The sequence below is a fragment of the Paraburkholderia sp. WC7.3g genome, from assembly GCF_050436345.1.
Classification (GTDB): Bacteria; Pseudomonadota; Gammaproteobacteria; order Burkholderiales; family Burkholderiaceae; genus Paraburkholderia; species Paraburkholderia podalyriae.
Genome location: NZ_JBNDMA010000001.1, coordinates 419,143 through 444,286 on the forward strand (window position 1 = coordinate 419,143; position 25,144 = coordinate 444,286).

Consider the following 25,144-nt stretch of genomic DNA (forward strand, 5'->3'; position numbering starts at 1 on the left):
TGGCGCGTCGCGTTGCATTGCGTCGCCAAACACGAGCCCCGTCCCGACTTGTGCCCGCCATGATCGCCAGCCCTGTGCTCACCGCCGATGTCCTGATCGCCTACAGCGCCTATCTCGTCGGCACCGCGAGCCCTGGGCCGAGCAATCTCGCGATCATGTCGCTAGCGATGAGCGCGGGCCGGCGTGCGGCGCTGGTGTTCGCGCTCGGCGTGGTGTCGGGCTCGTTCTCGTGGGCGCTGCTAGCGTCGCTTGGGTTGTCGGCGGTGCTGGCCACTTACTCGCAATGCCTCGTCGCGATCCGGATCGCGGGCGGGCTGTATCTGCTGTGGCTCGGCTTCAAGTCCGCGCGCTCGGCGTTGAGCGCCGACAAGCCGGCCGCGAGCGCGGCGCGCATCGACGAACCGCTCGGGCGGCTCTATCTGCGTGGTCTTTTGCTGCATCTGACGAATCCGAAAGCGGTACTCGTCTGGCTGTCGATCGTGTCGCTCGCGATGTCGCCGGTACACGGCGCCGCGCACGTGATGCCGGTCGTGCTTGGCTGCATGGTGATCGGCGCGACGGTGTTCAGCAGCTACGCGATGCTGTTTTCGACGGCGTCCGCGCGGCGCATCTATACGGCGATCCGGCGCTGGCTCGATGGCTCGCTCGCGGTGATGTTCGGCATTGCGGGGATCAAATTGTTGACGTCGACGCGTTGAGGTGGGTTCGGCGCACCGGGACGCTGTGGGCCGCCTGCGTTGTTCTTCTAGATATCGAAGTACAGGTAAAACTCCCATGGATGCGGACGCAATTTGATGGTGTCGATCTCGCGGCTGCGCTTGTAGTCGATCCAGGTCTGGATCACGTCGTCGGTGAAGACATCGCCTTGGCGCAGGAACGTGTTATCGGTTTCGAGCGCTGCCAGCGCCGCCTCGAGAGAGCCCGGCACCTGCCGTATCTTGCGGGCCTCTTCGGGCGGCAGATCGTAGATGTTGCGATCGAGCGGCGCGCCGGGATCGGTCTTGTTTTCAATGCCGTCGAGGCCGGCCATCAGCATCGCCGCGAAAGCGAGATATGCATTGGCCGACGGGTCCGGACAGCGGAATTCGACGCGCCGCGCGTTCGGCGAATCCGAATACATCGGGATGCGCGCCGCGGCCGAACGATTGCGCTGCGACATCGCCAGATTGACGGGCGCCTCGTAGCCCGGCACCAGCCGTTTGTAGGAATTCGTCGTCGGCGCGCAAAAAGCCATCAGCGCGGGCGCGTGCCGCAGCAATCCGCCGATATACCAGCGGCACAGGTCGGAAGTCAGCGCCCAGCCGCCCGCGTCGTAAAAGAGGTTCTGTTCGTCTTTCCACAGGCTCTGGTGGCAATGCATGCCGCTGGCGTTGTCGGCAAACAGCGGCTTCGGCATGAAGGTTGCAACCTTGCCGTGCCGACGCGCGACGTTCTTGCAGATGTACTTGTAGATCATCACGTTGTCGGCCATGCGCGTGAGCGTCGCAAAGCGCATGTCGATCTCGTTCTGTCCCGCGGTCGCAACTTCGTGGTGATGCACTTCGATCTGTACGCCTGCCTGCTGAAGCGTCAGCGCGATCTCCGAGCGGATATCCTGCAGCGTGTCATGAGGGGGCACCGGGAAATAACCCTCCTTATAACGCTGCTTGTAACCCAGGTTGCCGCCGCCGTATGCGCCTTCGTCCCGACCGGTGGTCCAGTCGCCCTCGCCCGACTCCACGTAGTAGTAGCCGCAGTGCTGATCCTGGCCGAAGCGGATCGAGTCGAAGATGAAGAATTCCAGCTCCGGCCCGAAATAACACGTCGTCGCGATGCCGGTCTGGCGCAGATAGTTCTCCGCTTTTTTCGCGACGTAGCGCGGATCGCGCGAATACGGTTGCAGCAGCACCGGATCGACGACGTCGCAAATGATCGACAGGGTCGGCGTGCCGCAAGCCGGGTCGACGAAGGCCGTTGCAGGGTCGGGCCTGAGCAGCATGTCGGACTCGTGGATCTCCTGAAAGCCGCGGATCGATGAACCGTCGAAACCGATGCCGGCGCTGAACAGGTCGTCGTGAACTTCGGGGAGCGTGATCGATAAATGCTGCCAGAGTCCGGGCAAATCGGTGAATTTCAGATCGACGATCTGAATACCGTGCTGTTTGACCAGCTCGATCACGTCGCTGGCGTTTTGCGGTCGCGTGACGCGATAGCCGCCCGCTTCAGCGGACACCGCAAACGGCGACCCGGTGGTTCCTTGCGTACTGGCCATGAACTTTGCCCTCTTCCGCCCCTTTACCGTCCGTGTACTTATAGTCCAACGTTAGTACGTCCGCGTGCGAAAACAAGGCGGCAGTGAACGGGCCTAGCGGTCTTGCGACAGTGCCTTCAGATGGGCCTCCCCGGCATCTCTGGCAGCGGCGGGGGTCGCATACGTCTCGTCCGAAACGAGCGAGCGTTTGACCTCACGAGCCCCGAAGTCGACCAGCGTGATTACCCAGACATGCTCGCCACTGTGTTCGGCCGTTTGCACGAAGGCGCGCACGTCGCCCGTGTCGTTTGCTTTCATCGTGATCTCCTTGTGGAAAAGCCGCGCGGGAAAAGGCTGCGCGACAATCAAGCCGTTCGCGAGCCGCAGGGCTGTCCTCACGGCGCGCGTAACTTGATCTTAGGCAATGGAATCGCTCGTTTGACGGTTTTCTCGCGTCCGAGGTGGCGCACCGCCGATGCGCTCGGCGGCGATCAGGTAGCTGGGTATTGATCGTGAACGGCGCTTTCAGGCGCTGACTGCTTGCACACAACGCGTTAAAGCGCTGGTAGTGCGCACGGTCTATTGCCAGACTTGCACGCCCGCATCCAGATACCCGATCTCCTTCGTCTTGCTGCCTGTCAGCAGGCACGAGGTCGAAACGGCCCGCGTGCGGAGCGCAATCCGGCTCACGTCTCGCAAATGCGCATAGGATTTCAGGCGAGTTGGCGTTTTTGGTGTGATGTCCCGTCTCACGCTCTTGATAAACACGTACTTATAGTCGCTCTCGGTGTCGTTTTCGGCCAGGTAATTAGCCAACCAGGCAGTCGCAATCGAAATGACGCGATTCCTTGCTTCATTGGCGTTATTCTGGGCTATCGACTTCCCCATACTGACCGTTCCGAAACCGGCCATCGGATGCTTCGCCATCTTGCGTGTGCCGCCCGGTTTCCGGCTCCGTCCTTCAATGTCGTCCGGAGCGGGTTGCGCGTCCGTCGCGCCCGCATGCATCAACATCGATGCCCAGGAATAGTACTGGCCGTTTTGCCCATAGCATATTTGCTTCTCGATCAGGTCGAGCAGCATGAACGTCGCCATGAAAACGCCGCCTCCTGACTTGTCCCGGTCGGCGCCGCCCTCGCTGATCAGCAGTCCCGCGATAGTGTTGGCCAATTCGACCGCGTCCTCGTCGCCGCTGGTTTGCCCCCACAGCAATTGCCGCGCCTTGGTAGCGGCTGTCGAATAAACCTTCTCGACCCGCCGTGCCTTGCGGGTGTACACCGTCTGCTTCTTCGGGTCGAATTCGCGCGCCTTATCGGCCGACTCGCTTGCGGATACCACGTGCGAAGTCGCCTTGAGGACATCCCCGGCGAACAGGTCAGCCGGAACTTCAGTCACGTCCGACGTGTTGCTCTTCAAACCTTTCGCGGCTGCGCCCCACTTTGCAATGAGCCGGTCTGCGACTTTGATGAACACGGTTGCTTCACCGACTGTCTGTTGGCTCAACCAATACCAGTCTCCGATGCCAAGGGGACCGTAGGGAGCGTCGAACGTACCCTCGCCGTGTGGTTTGCTCGCGGTTGGCTTGATGCTTGCTATCAGGTTCCAGATGTCCGCATACAGCAGGTGATCGACATCTAGCGATTTGAATGCTCTCCCGAATCCGATCTTCATTTTCGACCTCACAAAAAATGGTTTGGATCCAAAATTCGCATGTCGCAATGAAGCCTTCGCGCAAGTTGGCGGAATCAGCACCATCTTCAACCCGAATTGCTCGAGTCATGCCTTTTCAATTCCGCGCGTCAAGCCGCAATTGAACATGACTGCCGCGCTACCTATCTTATTCAAATTCGCAGCGGCTTTCGTTGCTTTGTCGCTTCGGCGCATTTGACCCAGGCCGTTACGGCGCCCCCTTGACCCGCTCATGGGGCTTCTCCACGCCGGCCATGCTCAGCGCCTCATGCAGCGTGCCGAAAATGCAGCGCTCCTCGACGATCGGCGTGATCCCATGCCGATCCATATCCGAGCGCAAATAGGGATTCACCCGCGCAAAGATCACCTCGATCCCATTGCGCTTGAGCGTCGAGCACAACTCGCCCACCGAGCGCGCCGCCGAATAATCGACATCCGTAATCGCGCTCGCATCGACGACGAACCAGCGCACCGCGTTCGGTGCGTGATCGATCAGGCGGCGCATATCGTCGACGAAAAAATGATCGTTCGCATAGAACAGATCCGCGCCGAAGCGATAGACGATCAACCCCGGCGCGGTCTCCGTGCCGGGCACCGCCGGCACCGGCACCCACATGCCGTCGCCGTTGGGCGCGAGCATCATCGTGTGCGGCCGGTAGCTGTGCCGCACATGACGCAGCAACGACAACGCAACCGCCAGCAGAATGCCGTGCTCGACGCCGATCAGCACGACCGCCGCCGCCGTGGACAATGCTAGCCAGAATTCGCCGGGACTCTCGCGACGAATCGAAAAGAGCGACTGCACATTGACCAGCCCGACCGCGATCGTAAAAACGATGCTCGCGAGAATGCAGTGCGGCAGATACTGCAGATAGCGGCTGAAAAACAGCAGCACGATCACCACGACCGCCGCGAATACGAGTTGCGCGAACTGGCTGCGGGTGCCCGCGCGATCGGCCATCGCGGTCTGCGTCGGGCTGCCGTTGACGACGAACGCGCCGGAAAACGCCGCCGCCGTATTGGCAGCCGCGATGCCGAGCAGATCCGCGTTGGTATCGACCGACTCGTGATAGCGCTCGGCGAAAACGCGGCTCGCGGCAGCGCTTTGCGCGACGATCATCACGAAGCACGACGCGGCGACCGGCACGAGATCGAGCATCTGCTGCCAGCTCACCGACGGAATCCACAGCGGCGGCAATCCGCCCTCCACCGGCCCGAGGATCGAGATGCCGTGCGCCGCGAAACCGAACGTGTCGCTCGCGGCAATGCCCGCGACGACCGCGATCAACGGCACCGGCAAGCGCGGCCAGAAACGCTGGCAGACGAGAATCGCGACCACTGCGAGCACCGAGATCGCCAGCGTCGGCCGATTGATCTGCGCGGCCTCGCGCACGACGAGCAGCAGTTGATTCACGCTGCTCGCCGCATGCCCGGGCACGCCGACCATGTCGCCGAGCATCGCGATGCCGACCTGCACGCCGACGCCGGCGAGAAAGCCGACCAGCACCGTGCGCGACAGGAAATCGGCGAGAAAGCCGAGCTTGAAGATACGCGCGACGAGCAGCAGCGCGGCGGTCAGCAGCGCGACCATCGCCGCGAGCGCCGCGTATTCGGCGCTCGACGCGGGCGCCATCGTCGCCAGACGGCTCGCGAAGATCGTCGCGGTGGCCGAATCGGCGGCGACGACCAGATGCCGCGATGCGCCGAAGAACGCGAACGCGACCAGCGGCAGGAACACCGTATAGAGCCCGGTGACGGCCGGCATGCCGGCAATGCGCGCATAGCCGAGCACCTGCGGAATGTCCATCGACGCGAGCTGCACGCCGGCCAGCGCATCGCGCGCCGCCGCAACCCGGCTCAAAGGAAGAACGCCCTTCAGCGCGCCGGCACGTGCGGCCATTTTCTGCAGAGAATCTCGCATACGCGATGCTGACCCAAAACGAAGCTAATCGCGCATCGTGCCGCGAACCGGCATGTCAAGGCAAGACTTGACGAGGATAGGACGGGCTATTGACGAAAACGGAAACGAGAAAGCAAACCGAAAGAAAGCAAACGATTGCTTATTCAAACTTACGACAAGCTAACGACGCGTCAACCTCAATGCGAAAATTTCACGGCGCGGCCGCAGCGAAAAGCGCGCAAAGATTCAACGTTTGAACTGGCCTGTCAGCGGATCGACATGGCGCGCAAAACCGAACAGTACAGCGATGCAGATCGGACAGACGATCAGAAAAATGGTCAACATCACACTCACCCCGTAACAACTTGTTACCAGCAAGTGTAAAGAAATTCAAAGTTAGTTTAATGGGGGAAAACCGCAAAGCACTATTGCGAAGGATTACCGCGGCCTTAAAACGGCTGTCGCATACATAAGTGAAAACGCGAATCGGCGCGCCACGTCCGTCTAACGGATCCCGCCGCGCGTATTTTTCTTCGCCATCGGCGCTGGCCCGACCGATTCGCGCATCGTCACGCTGAGCGGGAAGTCGCGGAAGATCTCCCACGTGGTGCCGTAACACTGGTTGATCAGCCAGCGCACCGCGTTCCGCGTAAGCTCGGCGGTCGGAATATGCACCGACGTGAGCCCTGGCGCCGCGTATGCGGCCGAGTAGTCGTCGTCGTAGCCGATCACGGAAATATCGTTCGGCACTGAAATGCCCGCCTGGTGGAAGCGCGCGAGCACGCTGACCGCCATCGTGTCGTTCGCGCAGAACAGGCCCGTCACGCGACGCTGCGTATCGAGCAGTTTCTGCGCGGCCTCGTAGCCGCCTTCGGGCGAGAAGTCGGATTCGATCAGCGGGACGTCGTCACGCGCAATGCCGGCTCGCGCGAGCTCGGCGAAAAAGCCATCGATCCGCATCACGTTGTCCGACGCGGTAGCGGGCCCGCCAATCACCGCGATGTCGCGATGTCCATGATCGAGCAGCGTGCGCGCCGCGAGTTCGCCGCCGCGCCGATGATCCGCGCTAAACGACGCTTCCGGCAACTGCTCGAACGCGCGATTCAGGAACACCATCTTCGGATGCATGCCATGCAGCATGATCAGGTCTTCGTCGTGCAGATCGTGGCTGATCACGACCACGCCGTCGCAATCGCGGCCGATCAGGAAGCGCACCGCCTCGATCGCCTGCTCGCGCGGCGACACCTCGCCGCAACCGGTCGCGACCACGACATGGCGCCCCACCGCGCGCAGCTCGGTGTCGGTCTGCTTCAGAATGGTGCCGTAGTAGGAACCGAAAAAGGTCGGCACGAAGATGCCGATGATGCCGAGCTGCTGCGTCGCCATCGCCCGGCCGATCGACGACGGGCGGAAGTTCAGCGCCTCGATCGCCGCCTTCACGCGCGCCGCGGCATCGGCGGAAATCGGTCCCTTGCCGGAAATGGCCCGTGAGGCGGTCGACATGCCCACACCGGCCAGTTCCGCGACGTCCTTGAGTGTTGCCACGCGGTTCTCCATCAAGCCTGTCTCGACGAGCCGCTTCGCGCGTGACGCGCCGCGGCGTTATAAGCGCGCGCCGCTCGCTTCGTCGAATAGCGAGACATGCGCGGCGTCGAACGAGAACGCCACGGTGTCACCCTCCGCAATCGGCGCTTTGGTCTGATCGATCGACGCGATCTGGTCGCCATGATAGTCGAGCCAGATCACGCGGTGGTTGCCCATTGGCTCCATCAGCGAAACTTTTGCGCGCTCGCGGGCGCTTTCCGTGATATGCACGTCTTCGGCGCGTACGCCGAGCACGCAGGGCACGCGCTGCGCCGGCGCCTCCTTGAACGCGTACGCCGACACGTCGATCCGCACCTGCCCGGCGCAAAAGTGAAGCGCGCGGTCGCGCGTCTCGAGCGTGCCCTTCAGCAGATTCATCGCCGGCGAGCCGAGGAACGTAGCGACGAACAGGTTGTCGGGGCGCGCATAGACCTCGGCCGGCGTGCCGAACTGCTGGATCACGCCGCCGCGCATCACGGCCATGCGCGTCGCGAGCGTCATCGCCTCGACCTGGTCGTGCGTCACGTAGATCATCGTCGCGCCGAGGCGTTGATGCAGTTGCTTCAGCTCGCGGCGCAGCTCGGTGCGCAGCTTCGCGTCGAGATTCGACAGCGGTTCGTCGAACAGGAACACGTCGGCTTCGCGCACGATCGCGCGGCCGATCGCGACACGCTGCCGCTGTCCGCCAGACAACTGCGACGGCTTGCGCTTGAGCAGCGGCCCCAGTTGCAGCATCTCCGACACACGCGCGACACGCCGCGCAATTTCCGCCTTCGGCGTTCCATTGATGCGCAGCGCGAACGACAGATTGCGCTCGACGCTCATCGTCGGATACAGCGCGTACGACTGGAACACGAGCGCGATGCGGCGATCCTTCGGATCGGCCCACGTCATGTCCTCGCCGGCGATCTCGATGCTGCCGTCGCTGGCGTCGATCAAGCCCGCGATGCTGTGCAGCAGCGTGGACTTGCCGCAACCCGACGGCCCGAGCAGCACGACGAATTCGCCGGCGAGCACGTCGAGATCGAGGCTCTCGATCACGGTGTTCGAGCCGAGGCGAATCGTCAGATTGCGGACCGCGACATTGGCGGGATGCGTGAGCACCGCGGCGTCGGAGCCAGCGTCCGCGCTGGCACCCGGCACGCCGGCCACGTCGATCGTATTAGCCATGTCTGCCATGCCCTACCCCTTGACGGCGCCCGACGCAATGCCGCGCACGAACCAGCGGCCCGAAATGAAATAAACCGCGAGCGGCACCATCGAGGTCAGAATGGTCGCCGCCATATTGACGTTGTACAGCCGCTCGCCGGTCGTCGTGTTGATGATGTTGTTCAACTGCACCGTCATCGGCAGATTCTTCGTGCCGGCGAACACGAGGCCCAGAATGAAGTCGTTCCAGATGTTCGTGACCTGCATGATCAGTGCGACGACGATGATCGGCGTCGACATCGGCAGCATCAGTTGAAAGAAGATGCGCCAGAAGCTGCCGCCGTCGATACGCGCGGCCTTGAACAGCTCCTGCGGAATCGACGCGTAGTAATTGCGGAACAGCAGCGTCATCACCGGCATGCCGAACATCGTATGGATCAGCACGATGCCGGGCAGCGAGCTGAACAGATGCACGCTCGCGAGCACGCGCACGAGCGGATAGACCATCACCTGCACCGGAATGAACGCGCCGACCAGCAGCACACCGAACAGCAGAGCCGCGCCGCGCGGCCGCCAGAACGACAGCGCGTAGCCGTTTACCGCACCGACCGCGATCGACAGCACCGTGCTCGGCACGACGATCCGCACCGAGTTCCAGAAGCCGACGCGAATGCCGTTGCAATCGAGCCCGGTGCAGGCCGACTGCCACGCCGCGCTCCACGCGTCGAGCGTGAAATGCATCGGCCAGCCGAGCAGATTGCCGAGGCGGATCTCGCTCATCGGTTTGACCGACGTGACCAGCATCACGTAGAGCGGCAGTAGAAAGAACACCGCGGCGCTCAGCAGGAACGCGTAGATGCCAATGCGTGCCGGCGAGAACGCCGAGCGGCGATGCCGCGTGTGCGTGCGATGCGGTACGCCGCCTTTGAGCGTGGAATCGAGCGTGTTCATTGCCTCTCCCCGCGCAGCGCCGCGCGGCTGCGAGCATAGAAGAACGGCGCGAGAATCGCGAGCACCGTCGCGAGCAGCACGATCGATGCCGCCGACGCGAGGCCGATGTTGGCGCGCCCGAACAGATAGTCCATGATGAATTTGGCCGGCACTTCGCTCGCGGTGCCAGGGCCGCCCTGCGTCATCGCGACGACCGCGTCGTACAGCTTCACGACCATCACGAACAGCAGCACGAACGCGGTCGAGATCGACGGTCCGAGCATCGGCACCACGATGCTCGCATACACGCGCCAGCGCGGAATGCCGTCGATGCGCGCGGCTTTCCACAACTCTTCGTCGATACCGCGCAGGCCCGCGAGCAACAGCGCCATCACGAGCCCTGACGCCTGCCACACGGTGGCGATCACGATCGTGTAGATGACCCAGTCCTGATCGACGATCCAGTCGAAGCGCGCATGCGTGAAGCCGATATTGCGCAGCACCTGCTGCGCGCCGAGCCCCGGATTCAGGATCCATTGCCACACGAGCCCGGTCGCGACGAACGACATCGCGTACGGATACAGAAACACCGTGCGCAACGCGCCTTCCGCGACCACGCGCTGATCGATGAAGATCGACAGTAACAGACCGATGACCATGCACGCGATGATGAAACACGCACCGTAGATCACGATGTTCTGCAGCGACACGAGCCAGCGGTCGTTGTGGAACAGCCGCACGTACTGCGTGAGGCCCGCGAAGTCGTTCGACGGAAACGTGTGCGAATTGCTGAGCGATACACGCGCGGTCCAGACCATCGTGCCCAGGTACGTGAACACGACGGTCAGGAGCATCGGCAGCAAGGCCAGCCAGACCGCGATCGAAAACCGCCTGTTCAGCGGTTTATGTCGCGGCCCGGGTTGCGACTTGCCGTGTGGTTTCGAACCCTCGGCTGGCAGCTTCAGCGCGTGCATGGCAGGTTTAGCCCTTCAATGCGCTGGCGAACGCTTTCTGCGCGTCGTCGACGGACTCGTTCTTGTTCCAGAAGTTCGTCACGACGTCGGTCAGCGCGCCCTGCGTATCCGGCGACAGCAGCATTTCCGGATTCGGCAACTGGCGCGACTTGTCCTTCATGATCGCGATGCCCTCCTTCGCGCAGACGTCGAGGCTGCTTTCGTCGACGTCAGACCGGATCGGAATCGAGCCCTTCTTCGCGCTGAACGCGACCTGCGCGGACGGCGAGGTCATCACCGTGGCGAGCAGATTCTGCGCCTTGATCGCCGACGCGCTGTCGGTCTTCGGGAACACGAACACGTCGCCCGCGACCAGATACGGCGAATGCGGACCGAAGCCCGGGAAGCAGCCGAAGTCCTTGCCCGCCGTGTGATTCGCCGCGACGAACTCGCCCTTCGCCCAGTCGCCCATGATCTGAACGCCGGCCTTGCCCGAAGTCACGAGCGCGGTCGCGTCGTTCCAGTTGCGGCCAGGCGAACCTGGATCGACGAAATCGTGCAGCCGCTTGAACGCCACGAGCACCTTCTTGAACGCCTCGGAGTTCACCGCGGTCTGATCGTGATCGCGATAGATCTTCATATACAGGTCCGGGCCACCCACATCGGCGAGGACCGCGTCGAACGTGATCTTCTCCTGCCACGGCTGGCCGCCGAACGCGAGCGGAATCACGCCCGCGCTCTTCAGCTTGCCCAGATCGGCGATGAATTCGTCGTAGCTTTTGGGCTCGCTCGCGATGCCCGCTTTCTGGAACACCGGCTTCGAATAGAAGAACCACGCCGGCATATGAATGTCGACCGGCGCCGCGTAGAAATGGCCCTTCACGCGGATACTGTCGAGAATCGACTGCGGGAAAATGCCGTTCCAGTTTTCCTTCGAGGCGACGTCGTCGACGTTATTCAGCAGTCCCTGGTCGATCAGGTCGTGAAACTGCTTCGACGTATTGAACTGGGCGGCGGTGGGTGGATCACCGCCGACGATCCGGTTGATCGCGGTGGCACGCGCCTGATCTCCGCCGGCGACCGCGTTGTCGACCCATTGGCCGCCGGCCTTGTCGTAAGCGACCGCAAACTGGCGAATCGCGGCCGATTCGCCGCCCGAGGTCCACCAGTGAATCACGTTAGCCTTGAGCGGCTCTGCGTGCGCGACGACGCCATACAGCGCCAGTGCCGCAACCACGCCTCGCAAGACCATTCTGTTGCTGTTCATTCCGTCTCCTCCGGGCTCCTTGCCCGTGTGTCAATCGAAATACCAACCAGCTCCACCCGGTTTTACATCGTTGTTGCGTCGTTTTAATGGTGTTGATTACGCTTGCGCGTTGCGATCTTCGAGGAATTTCGACACCAGCTCCGCGCTGCGCTTGATCGTGCGTTTCTGCGTCGGATAGTCGACGTGAACGATGCCGAAGCGCCGCTCATAGCCGAAAGCCCACTCGAAGTTGTCCATCAGCGACCACAGGAAATAGCCGCGCACGTCGACGCCCGCCTTGATCGCCTGATCGACCGCGGCGAGATGGCGCTTCAGGAACGAGATGCGCTGGGTGTCCTCGACGCGGCCGTCTATCACCTGGTCGTTCGATGCCATGCCGTTCTCGGTGATGTAGATGGGCGGCAGATTGGCGTAGGTATCCTTGAAACCGGTCAGCAGATCGCGAAGACCATCAGGGTAAACCTCCCAGCCCATCTGCGTGCGCTCGACGCCCTCGAGCGGCACGTCCTTGAAGCCATGCCCGCCGTCGCTCGCCACGTTGGTGCGGAAATAATAGTTGATGCCGAGGAAATCGAGCGGCGTATTGATGGTCTGCATGTCGTCGTCGAGCACCAGCGGCTCGCTGCCCGGCCACAGTTCGAACAGGTCTTGCGGATAGTCGCCCTTGAACAGCGGATCGAGAATCCACGCGTTGTGCTGAACTTCGAACAGCTCGGCCGCGCGACGGTCGGCGGCGCTGTCGCTATCCGGCGTGCCGCGTCCGACGTTCGCGACGATGCCCTTGTGCGAGCGCGGATCGTTCGCGCGCAGCACCGGAATCGCGAGACCGTGCGCGAGCAGCAGATGATGCATGGCCTGCGTGGCGAAACGCACGTTCGACAGTCCCGGCGCGTGACGGCCGTCGCCGTAGCCGAGGTACGCCGAACACCACGGCTCGTTGAGCGTCGCCCATGCATCGACGAGGCCGTGCAGCTCGCGGCTCATCAGGTCCGCGTAATCGACGAATCGGTACGCGGTGTCGCGATTGAGCCAGCCGCCGCGATCCTCGAGATGCTGAGGCAGATCCCAGTGATACAGCGTGACGAAAGTCGTGATGTTCTTCTCTTTGAGCCGCCCCAGCAGACGCTTGTAGAAGTCGAGCCCCTTGCGGTTCGGCGCGCCGTTTTCGTCCATCACGCGCGGCCACGCGGTCGACAGCCGGTACGCTTCGAGGCCGAGGCCCGCGAGCAGGTCGACGTCCTGTTCCCAGCGATGATAGTGATCGCACGCGACCGCGCCGGTGTCGCCGGCCAACACCTTGCCCGGTGTGGCCGAGTACGTGTCCCAGATCGACGGCAGGCGGCCGTCTTCGTTGACCGCGCCTTCGATCTGATACGACGCGGTGGCCGCGCCGAGCAGAAAGTCCTTGCGCCACAGCGACGAATCGGCGGGCGGCGTGAAGGGATCGGTATGCGGGTCGCCGTGAGCGCTTGAATGGGCTGCGTCGATGACTGCCGATGCATCGTTTTCCACGGATTCTCTCCTGCGATGAGGTCGTTGAACCGGGTGTGATGGAAGCTGAGGCGCTCGCGTTCGAGCTTACTGTGAACGCTTGAATGGAAGCGCTTCCACACCGACCAGCGAACGATAGCAGCGGGCGAATCCCAGCAGCAATCCGGGTTTGTCTGGAGCGATTTCTGGCATGCGCGCGACGAGGATGCCGGGCGCATCGACGGCTATTCGACTGGAGCGTAGGGTTGCAGCTTGCGGGGGGAAATGGGGGGCAGCCGTTCAGCGCAAAGTCTCAGATCGTCGGCAATCAGCTTATCCAGGCAAGGCGATCCGGTCCGCGGCGCAACGCAGGAACGCAAGGCACTCCGCGGCGGGCAACGGCCGGCTCAACAGGAAGCCCTGCATTTGATCGCAGGCAAGTTCGCTGAGCGTGCGGAATTGCGACTCCGTCTCGACGCCCTCCGCCACGACATCGATCTGCAACGCGCGCGCTAGCGTCACGACGGCGGACAGCAACGCGCCGCCCCGTTGGCCGTCGGCGTCGAGATCGCGCATGAACGTGCCGTCAATCTTGATCTGGTCGAACCCGAAGCGCTGCAGATAGCAAAGGCTCGAATATCCGGTGCCGAAATCGTCGATGGCGACGGTATAACCGCGCGCCTGCAGCGCTTCGATCGTGCGGCTCGTCTTCTCGATGTTCTGCATCGCTGTCGTTTCCGTAATCTCGAACATCAGGCGACACGGTTCGACGCCGGCTGCCCCGATCAGCGCATCGATGCGGGCCACCAGGTCCGGCACGCTGAACTGGATCGGCGAAAGGTTCACCGCCACGCAAACCGCGGGCAGCCCTTGCGCGTCCCATAGCGCAATGTTGCGGCAGACTTCACGCAGCACCCAATCGCCGATCTCGACGATCAGGCCCGAGCGTTCCGCGATCGGGATGAATTCGAGCGGAGGAATCTCGCCCAGTTCAGGATGACGCCAGCGGATCAGGGCTTCGACGCCAGTCACCGATTGCGATGCAACGCTGAACTTCGGCTGGAAAGACATACTGAGTTCGCCGTCGCTCAACGCACGATGCAGATCGCGCTGCAGGATCAGCGACTTGAGCGCGGTGTGCTGCATTTCCGGCTCGAACATGCGGAACGTGTTGCGGCCGCTTTGCTTGGCGGCGTACATCGCGGCGTCCGCGCTATGCAGCAGTTCGTCCGCATTGTCGCCATCATGAGGGTAGATCGCTATGCCGATGCTCGCACTCACGCGCAGCGGCAAGCCGTTGACAACGATCTCCTGGCTCAGCCGCCGCAGCACGGCATTGGCGACCGCCGCGGCGGACGACGCATCGACCACGTCGTCGACCACGATCACGAATTCATCTCCGCCCAGCCGCGCGACCATGTCGGTATGGCGCAGGTCGTGGCGCAATCGCTCGGCGCACACTTGCAGCAGATCGTCGCCGACGCGATGGCCGAGCGAATCGTTGATTGACTTGAAGCCGTCGAGGTCGACGAAGAGCACGGCGAACGGCGATTCGCTGCGCGCGGATTCGGCGACCGCCTGTGCGATGCGCAACGAGAGTTGCTGGCGGTTCGGCAGATTCGTCAGCGCGTCGTGCGTGCCGAGATAATGCAGTTGCCGGTTCGCGCGCTTGAGCGAGATGGAGAGGCTGCTCGTAAGAAAGCCGAGCAATGCGAGCGTACCCACTAGCACGGTGAACGAAGTCGCCGTGACCACGAGTCCGTCTCCGTTGAGTTCGCTGTGCGCGTTGGTCGCCGCACAGCCGAACCCGCGCGGCAAATCTGCCATGAGCAGAAATGCCGCAGCTATCAGAAACACCCAGAAACACCCGCATTCCGCTTCTATTTTTTATCGGGCGAATGCGCTCGACTACGGCTTGTCGTCCTCGCGATCGGGGTCGACGGCGGGATCGAGCGGCGGTTCATCCGGGTCCTGCGATGGACCGACGTCAGGCAAATCCGTCTGCACGACGTCGGACTGATCCGGGCGGATCGGGTTCTCGTCTTTGTTCGGTGCGGTGGCCATGGCGCCTTCTCCTCGGTTCGTTGCCATACCTGATTCAAGAGCAAGTTCCGCTCCCGATCGAAAGGCGGCATACCCTTGCCGGTCGCGAATCGAAGCCCATTTGAGAACGGCTATGCCGATAAAGGCGAGAATAGCAACGCGACGACCACCCGCGACTGGTCGACTTCAACACCCGATCTGGAGGCCCTCCATGAACGAAGAAGCGCTACGTGAAGCCTTGAACGCACACTGGCGAGCGTCGGCGGACGGCGATCTCGACGCCGAACACGCTATCTACGATGACGATGCGATCTGCGACTATCCCCAATCAGGCGAGCGCATCCACGAACGAATCAATCTGCAGGCACTGCGCGGTCATCATCCCGGCAAGCCATCGGGTTTCGAGGTCAGGCGAATTCAAGGCAACGGCAATCTGTGGATAACCGAGTACACCATCAACTATCAGGGGCGCATCGCTTACACGGTCAGCATGATCGAGTTCCGCGACGGCAAGGTCATCCGCGAGACCCAGTATTTTGCGGACCCGTTCGAGGCACCGGATTGGCGCAGTCAATGGGTCGAGCGGATCGGCTGAAAAGCGTGTTGCGGCCGTGTAGGACCAAGGTCCGATTGATGAGAAACGCGCGCGTGCCACCATGTCTGCCAGGGCCGAAGCCCGAACTGACCGAGGTTCGCGATGCGGCAGGCAAAGATCGTTATCGTCGGCGCCGGGCTTGTGGGGGGATCGGCCGCCCTGTTCGTGGCGTTGGCCATTCCGAGCGCGAAAGTCGTGATCATCGACGTCGCGCGGGTGCGCGCTGAAGGACAGGTTCTCGATCTCGCCCACGCCGCGGCATTCTGGGGGCACAGCCGTTTCCGGGCCGGGGACTACGAAGACGCGCGCGACGCCGACATCGTCGTGATCGCCGCTGGCGCCGGCGTCAAACCCGGGGAAACCCGTCTGCACCTTGCCAGAACCAATGCGGACATCGCGGCCGGAATTGTCGAGCGCATCGCACCGCTCGCGCCGCAAGCCATCTATCTGATCGCGACCAACCCGTGCGACGTGCTGACTGGCGCCGTTTACAGTCAACTGCGTTGCGTGCGCGAGCGCGTCATCAGCACCGGCACCTCGCTCGACACCGGGCGGCTGCGCTCCCTGCTGTCCGAACGGCTCGGCGTGGTGGCATCCGCGATTCACGCTTATGTGCTCGGCGAGCACGGCGAATCGGCCGTGATCCAGTGGTCCGCCGCGACGGTCTGCGGCATGCCCCTCGAAACCTTCCTGACGAGGAACGGCAAGGAACTGGGCCCCGCCAGCAGGGATCTGATGCTGCGCTCCGTACACGAGGCGGCGAAGCTCATCAAGGAAGGCAAAGGCGCCACCCATTACGGCATCGCTAGCGCGATAGGAAGGATCTGCGAGGCCATCGTGCATGACACCGATCTGATCCTCACGGTTGGCATCGTGCAGACCGAAGTGGAAGGCGTACCGGACGTGTGCGTGTCGCTGCCGATGGTCGTCAATGGCGCGGGCGCGCGGTTGATCGCCTATCCGGAACTCGACCCTGGCGAGCGGGCAGCCCTGCTAGGCAGCGCGCGCATCGTCAAGGAGGCGACGGAAAACGTGCTCCACGAGCGGTGACGCTTTCGCGCGCACTCCGCAAGCACCCAGCAACGCTGGCAAGCAGAGGTCCATCATGGCTCCATCACCTGCCAAGGTTTCACAGCCCACCAGTTCCCCACCCACCTCGCCGAAGCCGTCGGTCGGACTGCCGGCCGGCGTCTGGAAATATCTCGTGCCGGTCGCGGTCGGCGTCGTGCTGTGGTTCCTGCCCGCGCCCGCCGGCCTTCAGCCCAAGGCGTGGCATATGTTCGCCGTGTTCGTCGCGACCATTGCCGGCATCATGACCGCACCGCTGCCGATGTCGGTGGTTGCCATCATCGGTTCCACCATCGGCGTGCTCGTCGGCGTGCTGTCCTTTGCCGACGTCACCCGATCCACGGGCACTGACCTCGTATGGCTCGTGATGCTCGCGTTTTTCATTTCACGCGGCGTGATCAAGACCGGCCTTGGCCGCCGGATCGCGCTGCTGTTCATGCGATTGTTAGGGAAGCGAACGACGGGCCTCGGCTATGGGCTCGTGTTGACCGAACTGGTGATCTCCCCCGCCATGCCGAGCATCACCGCGCGCGCGGGCGGCGTGATGTTGCCGATCACGCGAGCGATTGCCGAAGTGCTAGGCAGCCACGCCGACGATCCGCAATCACGCGCGAAGGTGGGACGCTATCTGATTCTCTGCGCCTTCCACGCGAACATCATCACGGCGGGCATGTTCATCACGGCAATGGCGGGCAATCCGCTCGCGGTCAAGCTCGCCGCGGACCAGGGCGTCTCGATCAGCTGGCTCGACTGGGCGGTGGCGGCATCCCTCCCCGGTCTGTTGTGCCTCGCCGTCATTCCGATCGCCATGTTATGGATCGCGCCGCCGCAGGTCAGACGCACCCCCGATGCCATCGACCTCGCGCAAAAAGAGCTCGCAACGATGGGCCCGATTTCGGCCAAGGAAATCATCATGGCGGCCATCTTCATCGGCTTGCTGGTGCTGTGGGTGTTCGGCGACGAACTCGGTGTAGGCGCGACGCTCGCGGCGGCGATCGGCGTTTCGTTGCTGTTCATCAGCGGCGTGCTGACCTGGCAGGACGCGTTGAACGAAAAATCCGCCTGGGACACGATGATCTGGATTGGCCTGCTCATCATGCTGGCCTCCAAGCTCAACGAATATGGCATGGTGAGCTGGTTCGGCAAGGAATTCGGCGCGCACCTCGCGGGCTTCCCGAGGCTAGCCGTTTATATGCTGGTGGCGGCGATCTACGTTTATATTCACTACTTTTTCGCCAGCGCTACCGCGCATATCAGCGCTCTGTTTCCACTTTCCATGGCGCTGATGGTCGCCGCCGGCATCCCGCCCTTCGTCGCCGCGGTCGCCCTCGGGATTCTGAGCAACGTGAACGGTTGCCTGACCCAATACGGCATCGGCTCCGGTCCGGTCATGTTCGGCGCGGGTTATGTGACGCAGGGCGAATGGTGGAAGGCGGGTTTTCTGATGAGCCTCTTTTATATGGTTGCATGGCTGGTTGTCGGGCCGCTCTGGTGGAAGGTGCTCGGGCATATTTGAGCGATTCGCGCCGGGTCAGAAGGCCACGAAACTTTCGCTTGCAGATGCTGTATCGTGAGCGCCTTTGCCCTTGCACGGGTCCACGATCTCCATCTAGATGTCTCAGATGATTCCACTGCACCGCGATCCCGCTTTCTATCAGCTCCTTGCCGACAGCTTCGCCAAACTGCTTGGTCGCCCCCTGGTGCCGCAGGCCATGCCCGTGGACGAAGCTACCGAATGGCTCTATGAGCGTGCCCCGTTCGCGGTACTCGCGCACAACACCGATCCCGACCCGCTCTTTATTTACGGCAACATGGCCGCGCAGCGCCGCTTCGGATACAGCTGGGATGAAATCACCCGACTGCCGTCCCGACTTTCCGCCGAGGCCCCGAATCGCGAGGAGCGGCAGCAATTCCTGGCACGCGTGCAGCGGCTGGGCTACGAGGCGGGCTACAAGGGCGTGCGTGTCACCAAGTCAGGCCAGCGCTTCATCATCGAGGAAGCCACACTGTGGCAACTTCTCGACGCGGACGGCAAATTGCACGGCCAGGCCGTTGTCATCCCGCGGACGCGCGACATCTGATCGCTACGCCGGGCGCACGTCGCCGCGCGTTCCCGTGCTACTCCCCGCTTTTCGCGGCAAACACTTCGTGTGCGGCGAACAATGCATTCAGTGCTGCCGGAAAGCCCGCATAAAGTGCCATCTGCATGAACACCTCAACGATCTCGTCGCGCGTGCAGCCGACGTTCAGTGCCGCCTCGATATGGACCTTCAATTGCGGTTGAGCATTGCCGAGCGCAGCCAGGGCCGCGATCGTCGCTATCTCGCGGGCGCGCAGATCGAGTTGCGGCCGACTATAGATGTCACCGAAGCCAAATTCGATCAACAGGCGGCCGAAGTCTGGAGCGATAGGCGCCAGCGCTGCGACTACCTTCTCGCCGACTTCACCGTCGATCTCCCTCAGCTTTTGCCACCCCTGCGCGTAGCGGTCCTGGTTTGCGTGCGTTGTATTGAATCCGGTATCCATGACGGGTCCTCTTCCTGTTGATGTGGTTGGAAACTGTCGTCATGTCGCGCTGCGTTCCTTGTGGCGGTCTCGTACCAGACGATCTTGTCCACGATTGCAGCAAGATTCGCCTGCAGCTCAGCGATATGCACCAGGACCGTGTCTCGATGCTCAGCGAGCATCTCGCGACGCGTATCGTACGTAGAGTCGCCTTGGGCGCGCAGCTCAGAGAAGACCTTTATCGAGGCTATCGGCATTCCCGTCGACTTCAGGCGCATAACGAATTGCAGCCAGTCCAGATCGGCTGGCGAATACAGCCGGTGTCCGGCATCGGTTCGCCCGACTGCTCGCAGCAAGCCCGCTTGCTCGTAGTAACGCAAGGTATGCGCGGAAACACCAGTGGCTGCGGCCACCTGACCGATCGTTAGCGATTTCGACATGACGGACTCGAGGTTAGGACTTAGAGTGCACTCTAAGTCAAGCGAAACGCGGTGTCAGCTGGCCATGCGCGAGCGCGGGAAAAAGCGCAGCAGTCGCGGCGAAGAAACTGCGTCGCCCGTTACCGGTAATCTGCCCATCACTCACCGCCAGTCGGGGCGGTACGGGCGAATGACCAAGATTGCGGCTTGTCACCGGTCGGGCGTCGCGGACAGGCCACCACTGCCGCCGCTGCACGATGTTGAAGCAAGCTGAACCGGGCCAAACGGCTCTATGCTTACCGGCATCGAGTTCTTCGGCGACGTCGCCTATGCTCAGTCGTGATGGTGCCGGTTCGTCGCGTGACTTCGCTTTGCATAGCCCCGCCGAAGCGGGGCGATTGAACGATCAACGAACGGCGAATGGCTCGGAACATGGAATTGGGAACCGCCTCGCATCGCGAAGCATGAACTTCCACCCGTCGACGTATGGTCTTCTTTCAGTGCTAGTCTCACTGAAAACGTGTTTGTTGTTGTCACTCCGGTCGGTTTTTGGGGGCGGGAATTGGCACCACCCTAGAATGCGGAAGATGATCCGAATAGGCTTGCTTCGCTCGTCCGGCACCAGCGTCGTATCGGTAAATAATGTAGCGCTCAGGAGACTCGTTCCGCCCGCTATTGGGTATCAGTACGACTAGCCCTTTTGGATCAAGGTAGATGGCGGCGGGGCGTTCGCGCTCGGCGAAATCGACACGCTCCCATCGCCCCGATTTCGTGTTGTAGCGGATCGCAACGCCTTGGAGATAGTTCGATGTGAAGTCGCCGGATATCACGAATACGCGCTCCTTTGAACCGATACATGCCACCTGTATTCCATCGCCCCGCGATTGATCCTCGTCCCCCGCATAAAGGCGCACTGGCGCGGTGCTGTCCTTGCTAAGATAGAAAACCGCCGTGCCATCTATGGGATGATCGCGCAGCAATGCGAGCGTATGACTTTGATCGCTCCCGAGTTCGCAACGCGTGACCATTTCCATACCGATAGCGGATTGCGAATCGGCGACGTAGCCAATACACAGGATCGCAATAAAGGCGGCTATTCTCATTTCACCATATCTCGAAGGGACCGCATTGAATCAGGATCGGCGGTCAGGCGGTCCGCGCACCCCTTGATTTTCTTATAGTAGACGCCGTTAGACAGGCCGCGATAGAGTCTATACGCTGCATCAACTGAATGCGCCTTGTCTAGCCAGTATTGCATGTACTCTGTTCCTAATCCGATATTTGTTGCATCGTCGGTAAGTTGAGAGGAAGCATGTACCGCGGCAGCTTCCGCGAACAGTTGGTGCGTTTGCGCGTCGCTTGGCATATGGCCCAACGTCTTTTGTGCCCTATATTTATAGACCTGTTGCACTGCGCCTTTCGTCATCTGCATCAAGCCTTTTGCAGTGCTACCGGCCGGCGAAGCGCTAGAGTCAAAGCGCGATTCCATGTAGATTTGGCAAATTACCAGATTGTCATCGAGAGTCGATTTGTTGTTCGCCCGCACCAACTGCCGAATCTCGCGTAGGCGTGCCGAATCGTCAATCTGCACCGTTACCGGTGTGGTATCCGATTTCGGAGTAAGTTTCGCCTTGTGCTTCTTGATTACCTTGTGCGTCGTGGTCATAGATATTTGTCCCACTCTGGATTAATCGGGACGTGTTCTTCGAAAACGTGGAGCGTCACGGATTCGGATTGTGCACCTGATATCTTAACGGTTCGGCCCTGTGCGTCCGTTCTGTGTTCTGCACTACTTCCATCTTCGCTGACGATTCGATACGGAATGCCCTGCAAAGGCGTTCCGGTGTATTGGTCAGTTAACCGGAAATGCTGGTCGAAACGTTTCAGTGAGCGCCCGCGACAATCGCACGCCCATGCGTAACTCAGGGCTTCAGCCATGGCGTAACCGTTTGAATACGACTTCAGCCTATCGAACGGAAACCATTCGCCGGTTTCGGCGTTCAGCACCATTGCGGATGGCATTAGCGGGAAGTTTGAGTAGACTGAATAGGTGATACGGCAAAGCATGCATTCTTCCTCGCCGCCGGTTTCATCCTGTTTCTGTTGTTCCATTTGACCTCTTTCGATTTTCCAGAACGCACCGGCAAATTAACCATCTAAATAAGCCACGGTCAACAGGTTTAATTTGAGATTAAAAGGTTTTGACAAATATTCGCAATGATTCCGAGCATGCCATGTTCAAGCGGAACTTTCCGATGAGCCTCTTTTTCACAGTTGTATGGCTGGTTGTTGGCCCGCTGTGGTGAAAAGTGCCAGGGCATTATTTGAGCGATTCAGCGTCCGCCGTCGAAAGCCCTGAATACTCGTGCGGAGTTGGATCCGGCCGCCGCCCTCTTCGGGGCAGTAACCGGTCCATAGCCGGAGCTTCGTACGTAGTCGCTGTTTCGTCAGTGGCTGCGGCCACCTGACCTGTAGAGTGCACTCTAAGTCAAGCGAAACGCGGTGTCAGCTACGCATCCGCGAGTGCGGGAACAGGCCCGCGTGCAGGAACGGCAAGCACAACGCCTCCCCGAGCTGGAGGGCGTCAAGCAGACCCATAAGCGAGCGCACGCCGAGCGCACGCCAGATGATCGGAGCGCGGCTTACTGCCGGCGTCGCCCTCGCTTCAATCAAACTGTGGCTGCCCTTTGTCCACGAGGCAGGATCGCATCGAAAATTACGATCACGATTCATTAGTCGAACTTGACCAAGTCCTTAAAGATCAGTTGACCCCAGCTATTTCCGCGCGCCTGCTCAGAAAGCCCGCGAAGTTTGATCGGCGAGAAACCGAGATTTTCCGCAAGCGCACCAATCTCCGCTGCGGTGCCGTCATCGTCGCTCGCCAGGAACACGACTCTCCTGCCACCATGTACGGCCGGATCCTGGTCAAGGACGGCAGCGACCAAATGGTTGAAGCCCCTAACCAGTCTTCCACCAGTGAAGGCCTGCGCGACGACCTTGGAAGAAGGCTGTCCTCCCAGTTCCATAGGGGACACGCCGTAGGCACTGGACCCCGCTCGGTCGCAGCCTGGCCGACGCGATCGTCCCGCTGTGCACATGGGGAACCGAGAACATGGCGGAAATGACAAGCATCTTCGCCAAGCGCGACACTTTGCCCTAGCAGGATGCTGAAAACCCGCTGAGACGGACGACCCCCGCAGTCGAAAAAGCGCAGCAGTCACGGCTTAGAAAGTGCGTAGCCCGTTACCGGTGATCTGCCTTCACTCACAGCCAGTCGGAGCAGTACGGGCGAATGACGAAGATTGCGGCTTGTCACCGGTCGGGCTCAGCGGACAAACGCGAGCCATTGCAGGAACCAGGCGGCGACCTCCTCAAGTCGCCACCGCTTGCGCTTACGGCAATGTGATCTGACGGGTGAATTCGGCCGTCACGTTGGGAGCTGTGGCTGTGCCGAATACCGGGTAGATGGTTTTGGGCCCGCTGGCGGTCAGCCCCATGTAATCGCCGAGGAAATGGCCACGCGCCACAGGAGCGTTAAGTATATTGAACGAGGCCGTGGTCAGTCGCCGCTCGTTGCCCCAATTAGCGGGGCTCGTGCACGCGGACGAAGACGAGGTCGGGCAGAACAGCGCGAAATTGTCCGTGCCCTCGCCGCCGGCAGACGTGTTCGTGTCGTTGCGAAAGTCGTAGTAGGTCACCACCACGGTCTTGCCGTCGCCCGAGGCAACCACTGCGGGGATGAAGGCCTGCTGACGGCACGGGTTGGCGGCATTCGCCGGCGTCTTGTTGATCATCACCGGCGTCGACCAGGTGACCCCACCGTCATCCGATTCGCTGAAGACAATCCCGGTGATCGCGATTGACCCGGCACCGGGAGTGGTGCAGGTGGCTGTCGAAAAGCGATTGTCCTCCCACGCGAGATAGATTGCCCCCGTGACCGGGTTCACAGCGATACTGTAAAGAATGGCGGCATCGCGCACCGGCTGGCCGGTGTCCGGCGTGACCACTCCCGCTGCGCGAACCTGAATATCGTTGACGAACGTCGGTGTGCTCCAACTCGCGCCCTTATCTGTGGACTTGATATAGCCGATGCTGAGACCCGACGTTGTGACATTGATTGCAGTGAAGAAATCACGCAGGGTCCCATCAGGCAACACCCGTACGATGTTGTCGATCGTCTGTGCGTTCGTGCCCGGTTGATAGATCGGGGCGGCCGTGCTCCAGGTCACGCCGTTGTCGATGGATCGCGAGAAGAAGCTCGGGCCGGTGAAATTGAACTTGGAGACCGGAGCACCACCCGCTGCACGGTTGCGCAATTGACGCGCGATTTCGACACCGTCGTTTCCCGCGAGCAACTGATCGCCGGCCTGGCTTGGCGGGAAAACGCTCAGTTGATCCCACACCGCATAGACGTAACCGTTCGCCGTCGGATCGGCGGTGAGCGAGTTCTTGTCATTGAGCGCGTGCGGCGAGGTGGTGCGGATCAGCGCCACGGGAGCCTGCCAAGTCGCGCCGTGGTCGACTGAGCGGCTGACCAGCAACCCGCTATTGCGCGCCCCAAACGGAGTCGTCGGCTTCATCGGGTCGAACACCAACGAGAAGAAGAACGCGGTGCCGTCTTTTGCGAAGTCTACCCACGGATCGGAGGCGCGACGGAATTTGCCGCCGGTGCAATCGGTAACGCCGGATGGGATCGTATTGGTCCACGTGCTGCCCGCATCGTTGGAGACGACGCCGACGAGTCCGCGTGAGCCACCGTCGTCCCAGCGGTCCTGCTGATGGCCGACGAGAAGGCGGGACGGGTTGGTCGGATCGGCCGCCAGCCATGGCTCGATCGACGTGGCCGGAAACAGGACGCTCCCGAATGCGGACTCCTGTGCATTAATCTGGTCCGCAGTGCATCCGCTGAATGGATCGCCCGCGGCCACCGTGACGAGCGGGCCGACCACTTGCGCCTCGGCGCCTGGGACGATCGCGCACGTGAGCGCGATGACGCTGCCACCTGCAAAGCCGCAGGAAGCAGAACGGGATAGCCGTCTGAAAATCGATGTCATGTTGTGCCTCGCGAAAAGGGTAATACGCTTGCGCATTGCCGGTTTTCCGTCACCGGCACCCATCTGAAAACGACTTGTTTTTGCTACCGCCCTTCGAGAGTTGTATCGATGCACGTCCGAAGCCACCTATGGCAACACACTAGGATGCTGCCGCCCGATTTGTCTGGAAAATTCGTCATGTATGCCAATTCGTGACACGCCATCCTCATCGCTATTGACGTGGTATGGGGTTTGCAGAAGGACGATCGAAGCATGTATGCGCTTCCTGACCTGCGGCCATCCGGGATC

At 61.6% G+C, this 25,144-nt stretch carries 23 protein-coding genes and 2 pseudogenes; 6 read left to right on the forward strand and 19 right to left on the reverse strand.

Annotated features, from left to right (window positions below):
• The first annotated feature begins 59 nt into the window (after positions 1-59).
• On the forward strand, positions 60-698 hold the full coding sequence (locus tag OKW43_RS01975; RefSeq protein ID WP_429444865.1) for a LysE family translocator: 639 nt from the start codon (positions 60-62) through the stop codon (positions 696-698).
• 47 nt (positions 699-745) lie between these two features.
• Here OKW43_RS01975 and glnA read toward each other — a convergent pair whose 3' ends face one another.
• The 12 genes from glnA to OKW43_RS02035 all read right to left on the reverse strand — a co-directional run bounded on the left by glnA (position 746) and on the right by OKW43_RS02035 (position 15,236).
• Positions 746-2,251, reverse strand: a complete 1,506-nt coding sequence (gene glnA, locus OKW43_RS01980; RefSeq protein ID WP_187636165.1) for a type I glutamate--ammonia ligase — start codon at positions 2,249-2,251, stop codon at positions 746-748.
• Between the two features lie 93 nt (positions 2,252-2,344).
• Entirely contained in the window at positions 2,345-2,548 is a 204-nt protein-coding gene (locus tag OKW43_RS01985) for a hypothetical protein (protein WP_187636166.1), read from the reverse strand.
• A gap of 261 nt (positions 2,549-2,809) precedes the next feature.
• Positions 2,810-3,901: a hypothetical protein gene (locus OKW43_RS01990; RefSeq protein WP_429444868.1), complete on the reverse strand. Its 1,092-nt coding sequence runs from the start codon at positions 3,899-3,901 to the stop codon at positions 2,810-2,812.
• A gap of 226 nt (positions 3,902-4,127) precedes the next feature.
• Entirely contained in the window at positions 4,128-5,840 is a 1,713-nt protein-coding gene (locus OKW43_RS01995; RefSeq protein WP_429444870.1) for a SulP family inorganic anion transporter, read from the reverse strand.
• Between the two features lie 483 nt (positions 5,841-6,323).
• Entirely contained in the window at positions 6,324-7,376 is a 1,053-nt protein-coding gene (locus tag OKW43_RS02000) for a LacI family DNA-binding transcriptional regulator (RefSeq protein WP_187636170.1), read from the reverse strand.
• Between the two features lie 45 nt (positions 7,377-7,421).
• The gene (locus tag OKW43_RS02005; RefSeq protein WP_246530168.1) at positions 7,422-8,582 is read right to left on the reverse strand and encodes an ABC transporter ATP-binding protein; all 1,161 of its coding nucleotides are present in this window, start codon (positions 8,580-8,582) and stop codon (positions 7,422-7,424) included.
• Between the two features lie 3 nt (positions 8,583-8,585).
• A complete protein-coding gene (locus tag OKW43_RS02010; protein WP_187636171.1) occupies positions 8,586-9,503 on the reverse strand; it encodes a carbohydrate ABC transporter permease in 918 nt (305 codons plus the stop codon).
• A complete protein-coding gene (locus OKW43_RS02015) occupies positions 9,500-10,456 on the reverse strand; it encodes a carbohydrate ABC transporter permease (protein WP_187636172.1) in 957 nt (318 codons plus the stop codon). Before OKW43_RS02015 ends, OKW43_RS02010 begins: the two co-directional genes overlap by 4 nt.
• A 7-nt stretch (positions 10,457-10,463) precedes the next feature.
• On the reverse strand, positions 10,464-11,702 hold the full coding sequence (locus OKW43_RS02020; protein ID WP_429444873.1) for an ABC transporter substrate-binding protein: 1,239 nt from the start codon (positions 11,700-11,702) through the stop codon (positions 10,464-10,466).
• A gap of 96 nt (positions 11,703-11,798) precedes the next feature.
• On the reverse strand, positions 11,799-13,214 hold the full coding sequence (locus tag OKW43_RS02025; RefSeq protein ID WP_429444875.1) for a GH1 family beta-glucosidase: 1,416 nt from the start codon (positions 13,212-13,214) through the stop codon (positions 11,799-11,801).
• 291 nt (positions 13,215-13,505) lie between these two features.
• Positions 13,506-14,999, reverse strand: coding sequence for a putative bifunctional diguanylate cyclase/phosphodiesterase (locus OKW43_RS02030; RefSeq protein WP_429444877.1), 1,494 nt, complete (start codon positions 14,997-14,999; stop codon positions 13,506-13,508).
• Positions 15,000-15,080: 81 nt separating this feature from the next.
• Positions 15,081-15,236: a hypothetical protein gene (locus tag OKW43_RS02035; protein WP_187636175.1), complete on the reverse strand. Its 156-nt coding sequence runs from the start codon at positions 15,234-15,236 to the stop codon at positions 15,081-15,083.
• A gap of 190 nt (positions 15,237-15,426) precedes the next feature.
• On the opposite strand from OKW43_RS02035, the gene OKW43_RS02040 reads away from it, so the two are divergent.
• The 4 genes from OKW43_RS02040 (at position 15,427) to OKW43_RS02055 (ending at position 18,959) form a co-directional block, all read left to right on the forward strand.
• The gene (locus OKW43_RS02040) at positions 15,427-15,810 is read left to right on the forward strand and encodes a nuclear transport factor 2 family protein (RefSeq protein WP_429444880.1); all 384 of its coding nucleotides are present in this window, start codon (positions 15,427-15,429) and stop codon (positions 15,808-15,810) included.
• 102 nt (positions 15,811-15,912) lie between these two features.
• Entirely contained in the window at positions 15,913-16,860 is a 948-nt protein-coding gene (locus OKW43_RS02045; protein WP_429444882.1) for a lactate/malate family dehydrogenase, read from the forward strand.
• A 55-nt stretch (positions 16,861-16,915) separates the two neighbouring features.
• Positions 16,916-18,394 (forward strand): DASS family sodium-coupled anion symporter, encoded by a 1,479-nt coding sequence (locus OKW43_RS02050; RefSeq protein WP_429444884.1) that lies wholly within the window; start codon positions 16,916-16,918, stop codon positions 18,392-18,394.
• Between the two features lie 106 nt (positions 18,395-18,500).
• Positions 18,501-18,959 (forward strand): MEKHLA domain-containing protein, encoded by a 459-nt coding sequence (locus tag OKW43_RS02055; RefSeq protein ID WP_187636245.1) that lies wholly within the window; start codon positions 18,501-18,503, stop codon positions 18,957-18,959.
• 37 nt (positions 18,960-18,996) lie between these two features.
• Here OKW43_RS02055 and OKW43_RS02060 read toward each other — a convergent pair whose 3' ends face one another.
• From OKW43_RS02060 to OKW43_RS02085, 6 genes and pseudogenes are all read right to left on the reverse strand, one after another.
• Complete coding sequence (locus OKW43_RS02060) at positions 18,997-19,404, reverse strand: carboxymuconolactone decarboxylase family protein (protein ID WP_429444886.1); 408 nt, start codon at positions 19,402-19,404, stop codon at positions 18,997-18,999.
• Positions 19,338-19,823, reverse strand: coding sequence for a MerR family transcriptional regulator (locus OKW43_RS02065; RefSeq protein ID WP_429444888.1), 486 nt, complete (start codon positions 19,821-19,823; stop codon positions 19,338-19,340). The genes OKW43_RS02060 and OKW43_RS02065 overlap by 67 nt, the downstream gene beginning before the upstream one ends.
• A 512-nt stretch (positions 19,824-20,335) precedes the next feature.
• The gene (locus tag OKW43_RS02070) at positions 20,336-20,905 is read right to left on the reverse strand and encodes a hypothetical protein (RefSeq protein ID WP_187636181.1); all 570 of its coding nucleotides are present in this window, start codon (positions 20,903-20,905) and stop codon (positions 20,336-20,338) included.
• Entirely contained in the window at positions 20,902-21,468 is a 567-nt protein-coding gene (locus OKW43_RS02075; protein WP_429444890.1) for a transglycosylase SLT domain-containing protein, read from the reverse strand. Before OKW43_RS02075 ends, OKW43_RS02070 begins: the two co-directional genes overlap by 4 nt.
• Complete coding sequence (locus OKW43_RS02080) at positions 21,465-21,914, reverse strand: hypothetical protein (protein WP_429444892.1); 450 nt, start codon at positions 21,912-21,914, stop codon at positions 21,465-21,467. The genes OKW43_RS02075 and OKW43_RS02080 overlap by 4 nt, the downstream gene beginning before the upstream one ends.
• 620 nt (positions 21,915-22,534) lie before the next feature.
• Positions 22,535-22,852, reverse strand: a pseudogene (locus OKW43_RS02085) (NADP oxidoreductase coenzyme); the annotation flags it as partial.
• Here OKW43_RS02085 and OKW43_RS02090 point away from each other — a divergent pair.
• A pseudogene (locus OKW43_RS02090) lies at positions 22,852-22,962 on the forward strand (winged helix-turn-helix transcriptional regulator); the annotation flags it as partial. The pseudogenes OKW43_RS02085 and OKW43_RS02090 sit on opposite strands and share 1 nt — an antisense overlap.
• 232 nt (positions 22,963-23,194) lie before the next feature.
• Here the strand turns inward: OKW43_RS02090 and OKW43_RS02095 are convergent.
• Positions 23,195-24,892: a sialidase family protein gene (locus OKW43_RS02095; protein ID WP_429444894.1), complete on the reverse strand. Its 1,698-nt coding sequence runs from the start codon at positions 24,890-24,892 to the stop codon at positions 23,195-23,197.
• Positions 24,893-25,144 lie beyond the last annotated feature (252 nt).

Excerpts from the sequence above, each read along its gene's own strand:
- OKW43_RS02005 (WP_246530168.1), bottom strand. The coding sequence starts at position 8,582 with ATGGCAGACATGGCTAATACGATCGACGTGGCCGGCGTGCCGGGTGCC.
- OKW43_RS02010 (WP_187636171.1), bottom strand. The coding sequence starts at position 9,503 with ATGAACACGCTCGATTCCACGCTCAAAGGCGGCGTACCGCATCGCACG.
- OKW43_RS01985 (WP_187636166.1), bottom strand. The coding sequence starts at position 2,548 with ATGAAAGCAAACGACACGGGCGACGTGCGCGCCTTCGTGCAAACGGCC.
- OKW43_RS02020 (WP_429444873.1), bottom strand. The coding sequence starts at position 11,702 with ATGAACAGCAACAGAATGGTCTTGCGAGGCGTGGTTGCGGCACTGGCG.
- OKW43_RS02050 (WP_429444884.1), top strand. The coding sequence starts at position 16,916 with ATGGCTCCATCACCTGCCAAGGTTTCACAGCCCACCAGTTCCCCACCC.
- OKW43_RS02080 (WP_429444892.1), bottom strand. The coding sequence starts at position 21,914 with ATGGAACAACAGAAACAGGATGAAACCGGCGGCGAGGAAGAATGCATG.
- OKW43_RS02070 (WP_187636181.1), bottom strand. The coding sequence starts at position 20,905 with ATGAGAATAGCCGCCTTTATTGCGATCCTGTGTATTGGCTACGTCGCC.
- OKW43_RS02055 (WP_187636245.1), top strand. The coding sequence starts at position 18,501 with ATGATTCCACTGCACCGCGATCCCGCTTTCTATCAGCTCCTTGCCGAC.
- OKW43_RS02095 (WP_429444894.1), bottom strand. The coding sequence starts at position 24,892 with ATGCGCAAGCGTATTACCCTTTTCGCGAGGCACAACATGACATCGATT.
- OKW43_RS01975 (WP_429444865.1), top strand. The coding sequence starts at position 60 with ATGATCGCCAGCCCTGTGCTCACCGCCGATGTCCTGATCGCCTACAGC.
- OKW43_RS02030 (WP_429444877.1), bottom strand. The coding sequence starts at position 14,999 with ATGGCAGATTTGCCGCGCGGGTTCGGCTGTGCGGCGACCAACGCGCAC.
- OKW43_RS01990 (WP_429444868.1), bottom strand. The coding sequence starts at position 3,901 with ATGAAGATCGGATTCGGGAGAGCATTCAAATCGCTAGATGTCGATCAC.
- OKW43_RS02075 (WP_429444890.1), bottom strand. The coding sequence starts at position 21,468 with ATGACCACGACGCACAAGGTAATCAAGAAGCACAAGGCGAAACTTACT.
- OKW43_RS02015 (WP_187636172.1), bottom strand. The coding sequence starts at position 10,456 with ATGCACGCGCTGAAGCTGCCAGCCGAGGGTTCGAAACCACACGGCAAG.
- OKW43_RS01995 (WP_429444870.1), bottom strand. The coding sequence starts at position 5,840 with ATGCGAGATTCTCTGCAGAAAATGGCCGCACGTGCCGGCGCGCTGAAG.
- OKW43_RS02040 (WP_429444880.1), top strand. The coding sequence starts at position 15,427 with ATGAACGAAGAAGCGCTACGTGAAGCCTTGAACGCACACTGGCGAGCG.
- OKW43_RS02060 (WP_429444886.1), bottom strand. The coding sequence starts at position 19,404 with ATGGATACCGGATTCAATACAACGCACGCAAACCAGGACCGCTACGCG.
- OKW43_RS02045 (WP_429444882.1), top strand. The coding sequence starts at position 15,913 with ATGCGGCAGGCAAAGATCGTTATCGTCGGCGCCGGGCTTGTGGGGGGA.
- OKW43_RS02000 (WP_187636170.1), bottom strand. The coding sequence starts at position 7,376 with ATGGAGAACCGCGTGGCAACACTCAAGGACGTCGCGGAACTGGCCGGT.
- glnA (WP_187636165.1), bottom strand. The coding sequence starts at position 2,251 with ATGGCCAGTACGCAAGGAACCACCGGGTCGCCGTTTGCGGTGTCCGCT.
- OKW43_RS02035 (WP_187636175.1), bottom strand. The coding sequence starts at position 15,236 with ATGGCCACCGCACCGAACAAAGACGAGAACCCGATCCGCCCGGATCAG.
- OKW43_RS02065 (WP_429444888.1), bottom strand. The coding sequence starts at position 19,823 with ATGTCGAAATCGCTAACGATCGGTCAGGTGGCCGCAGCCACTGGTGTT.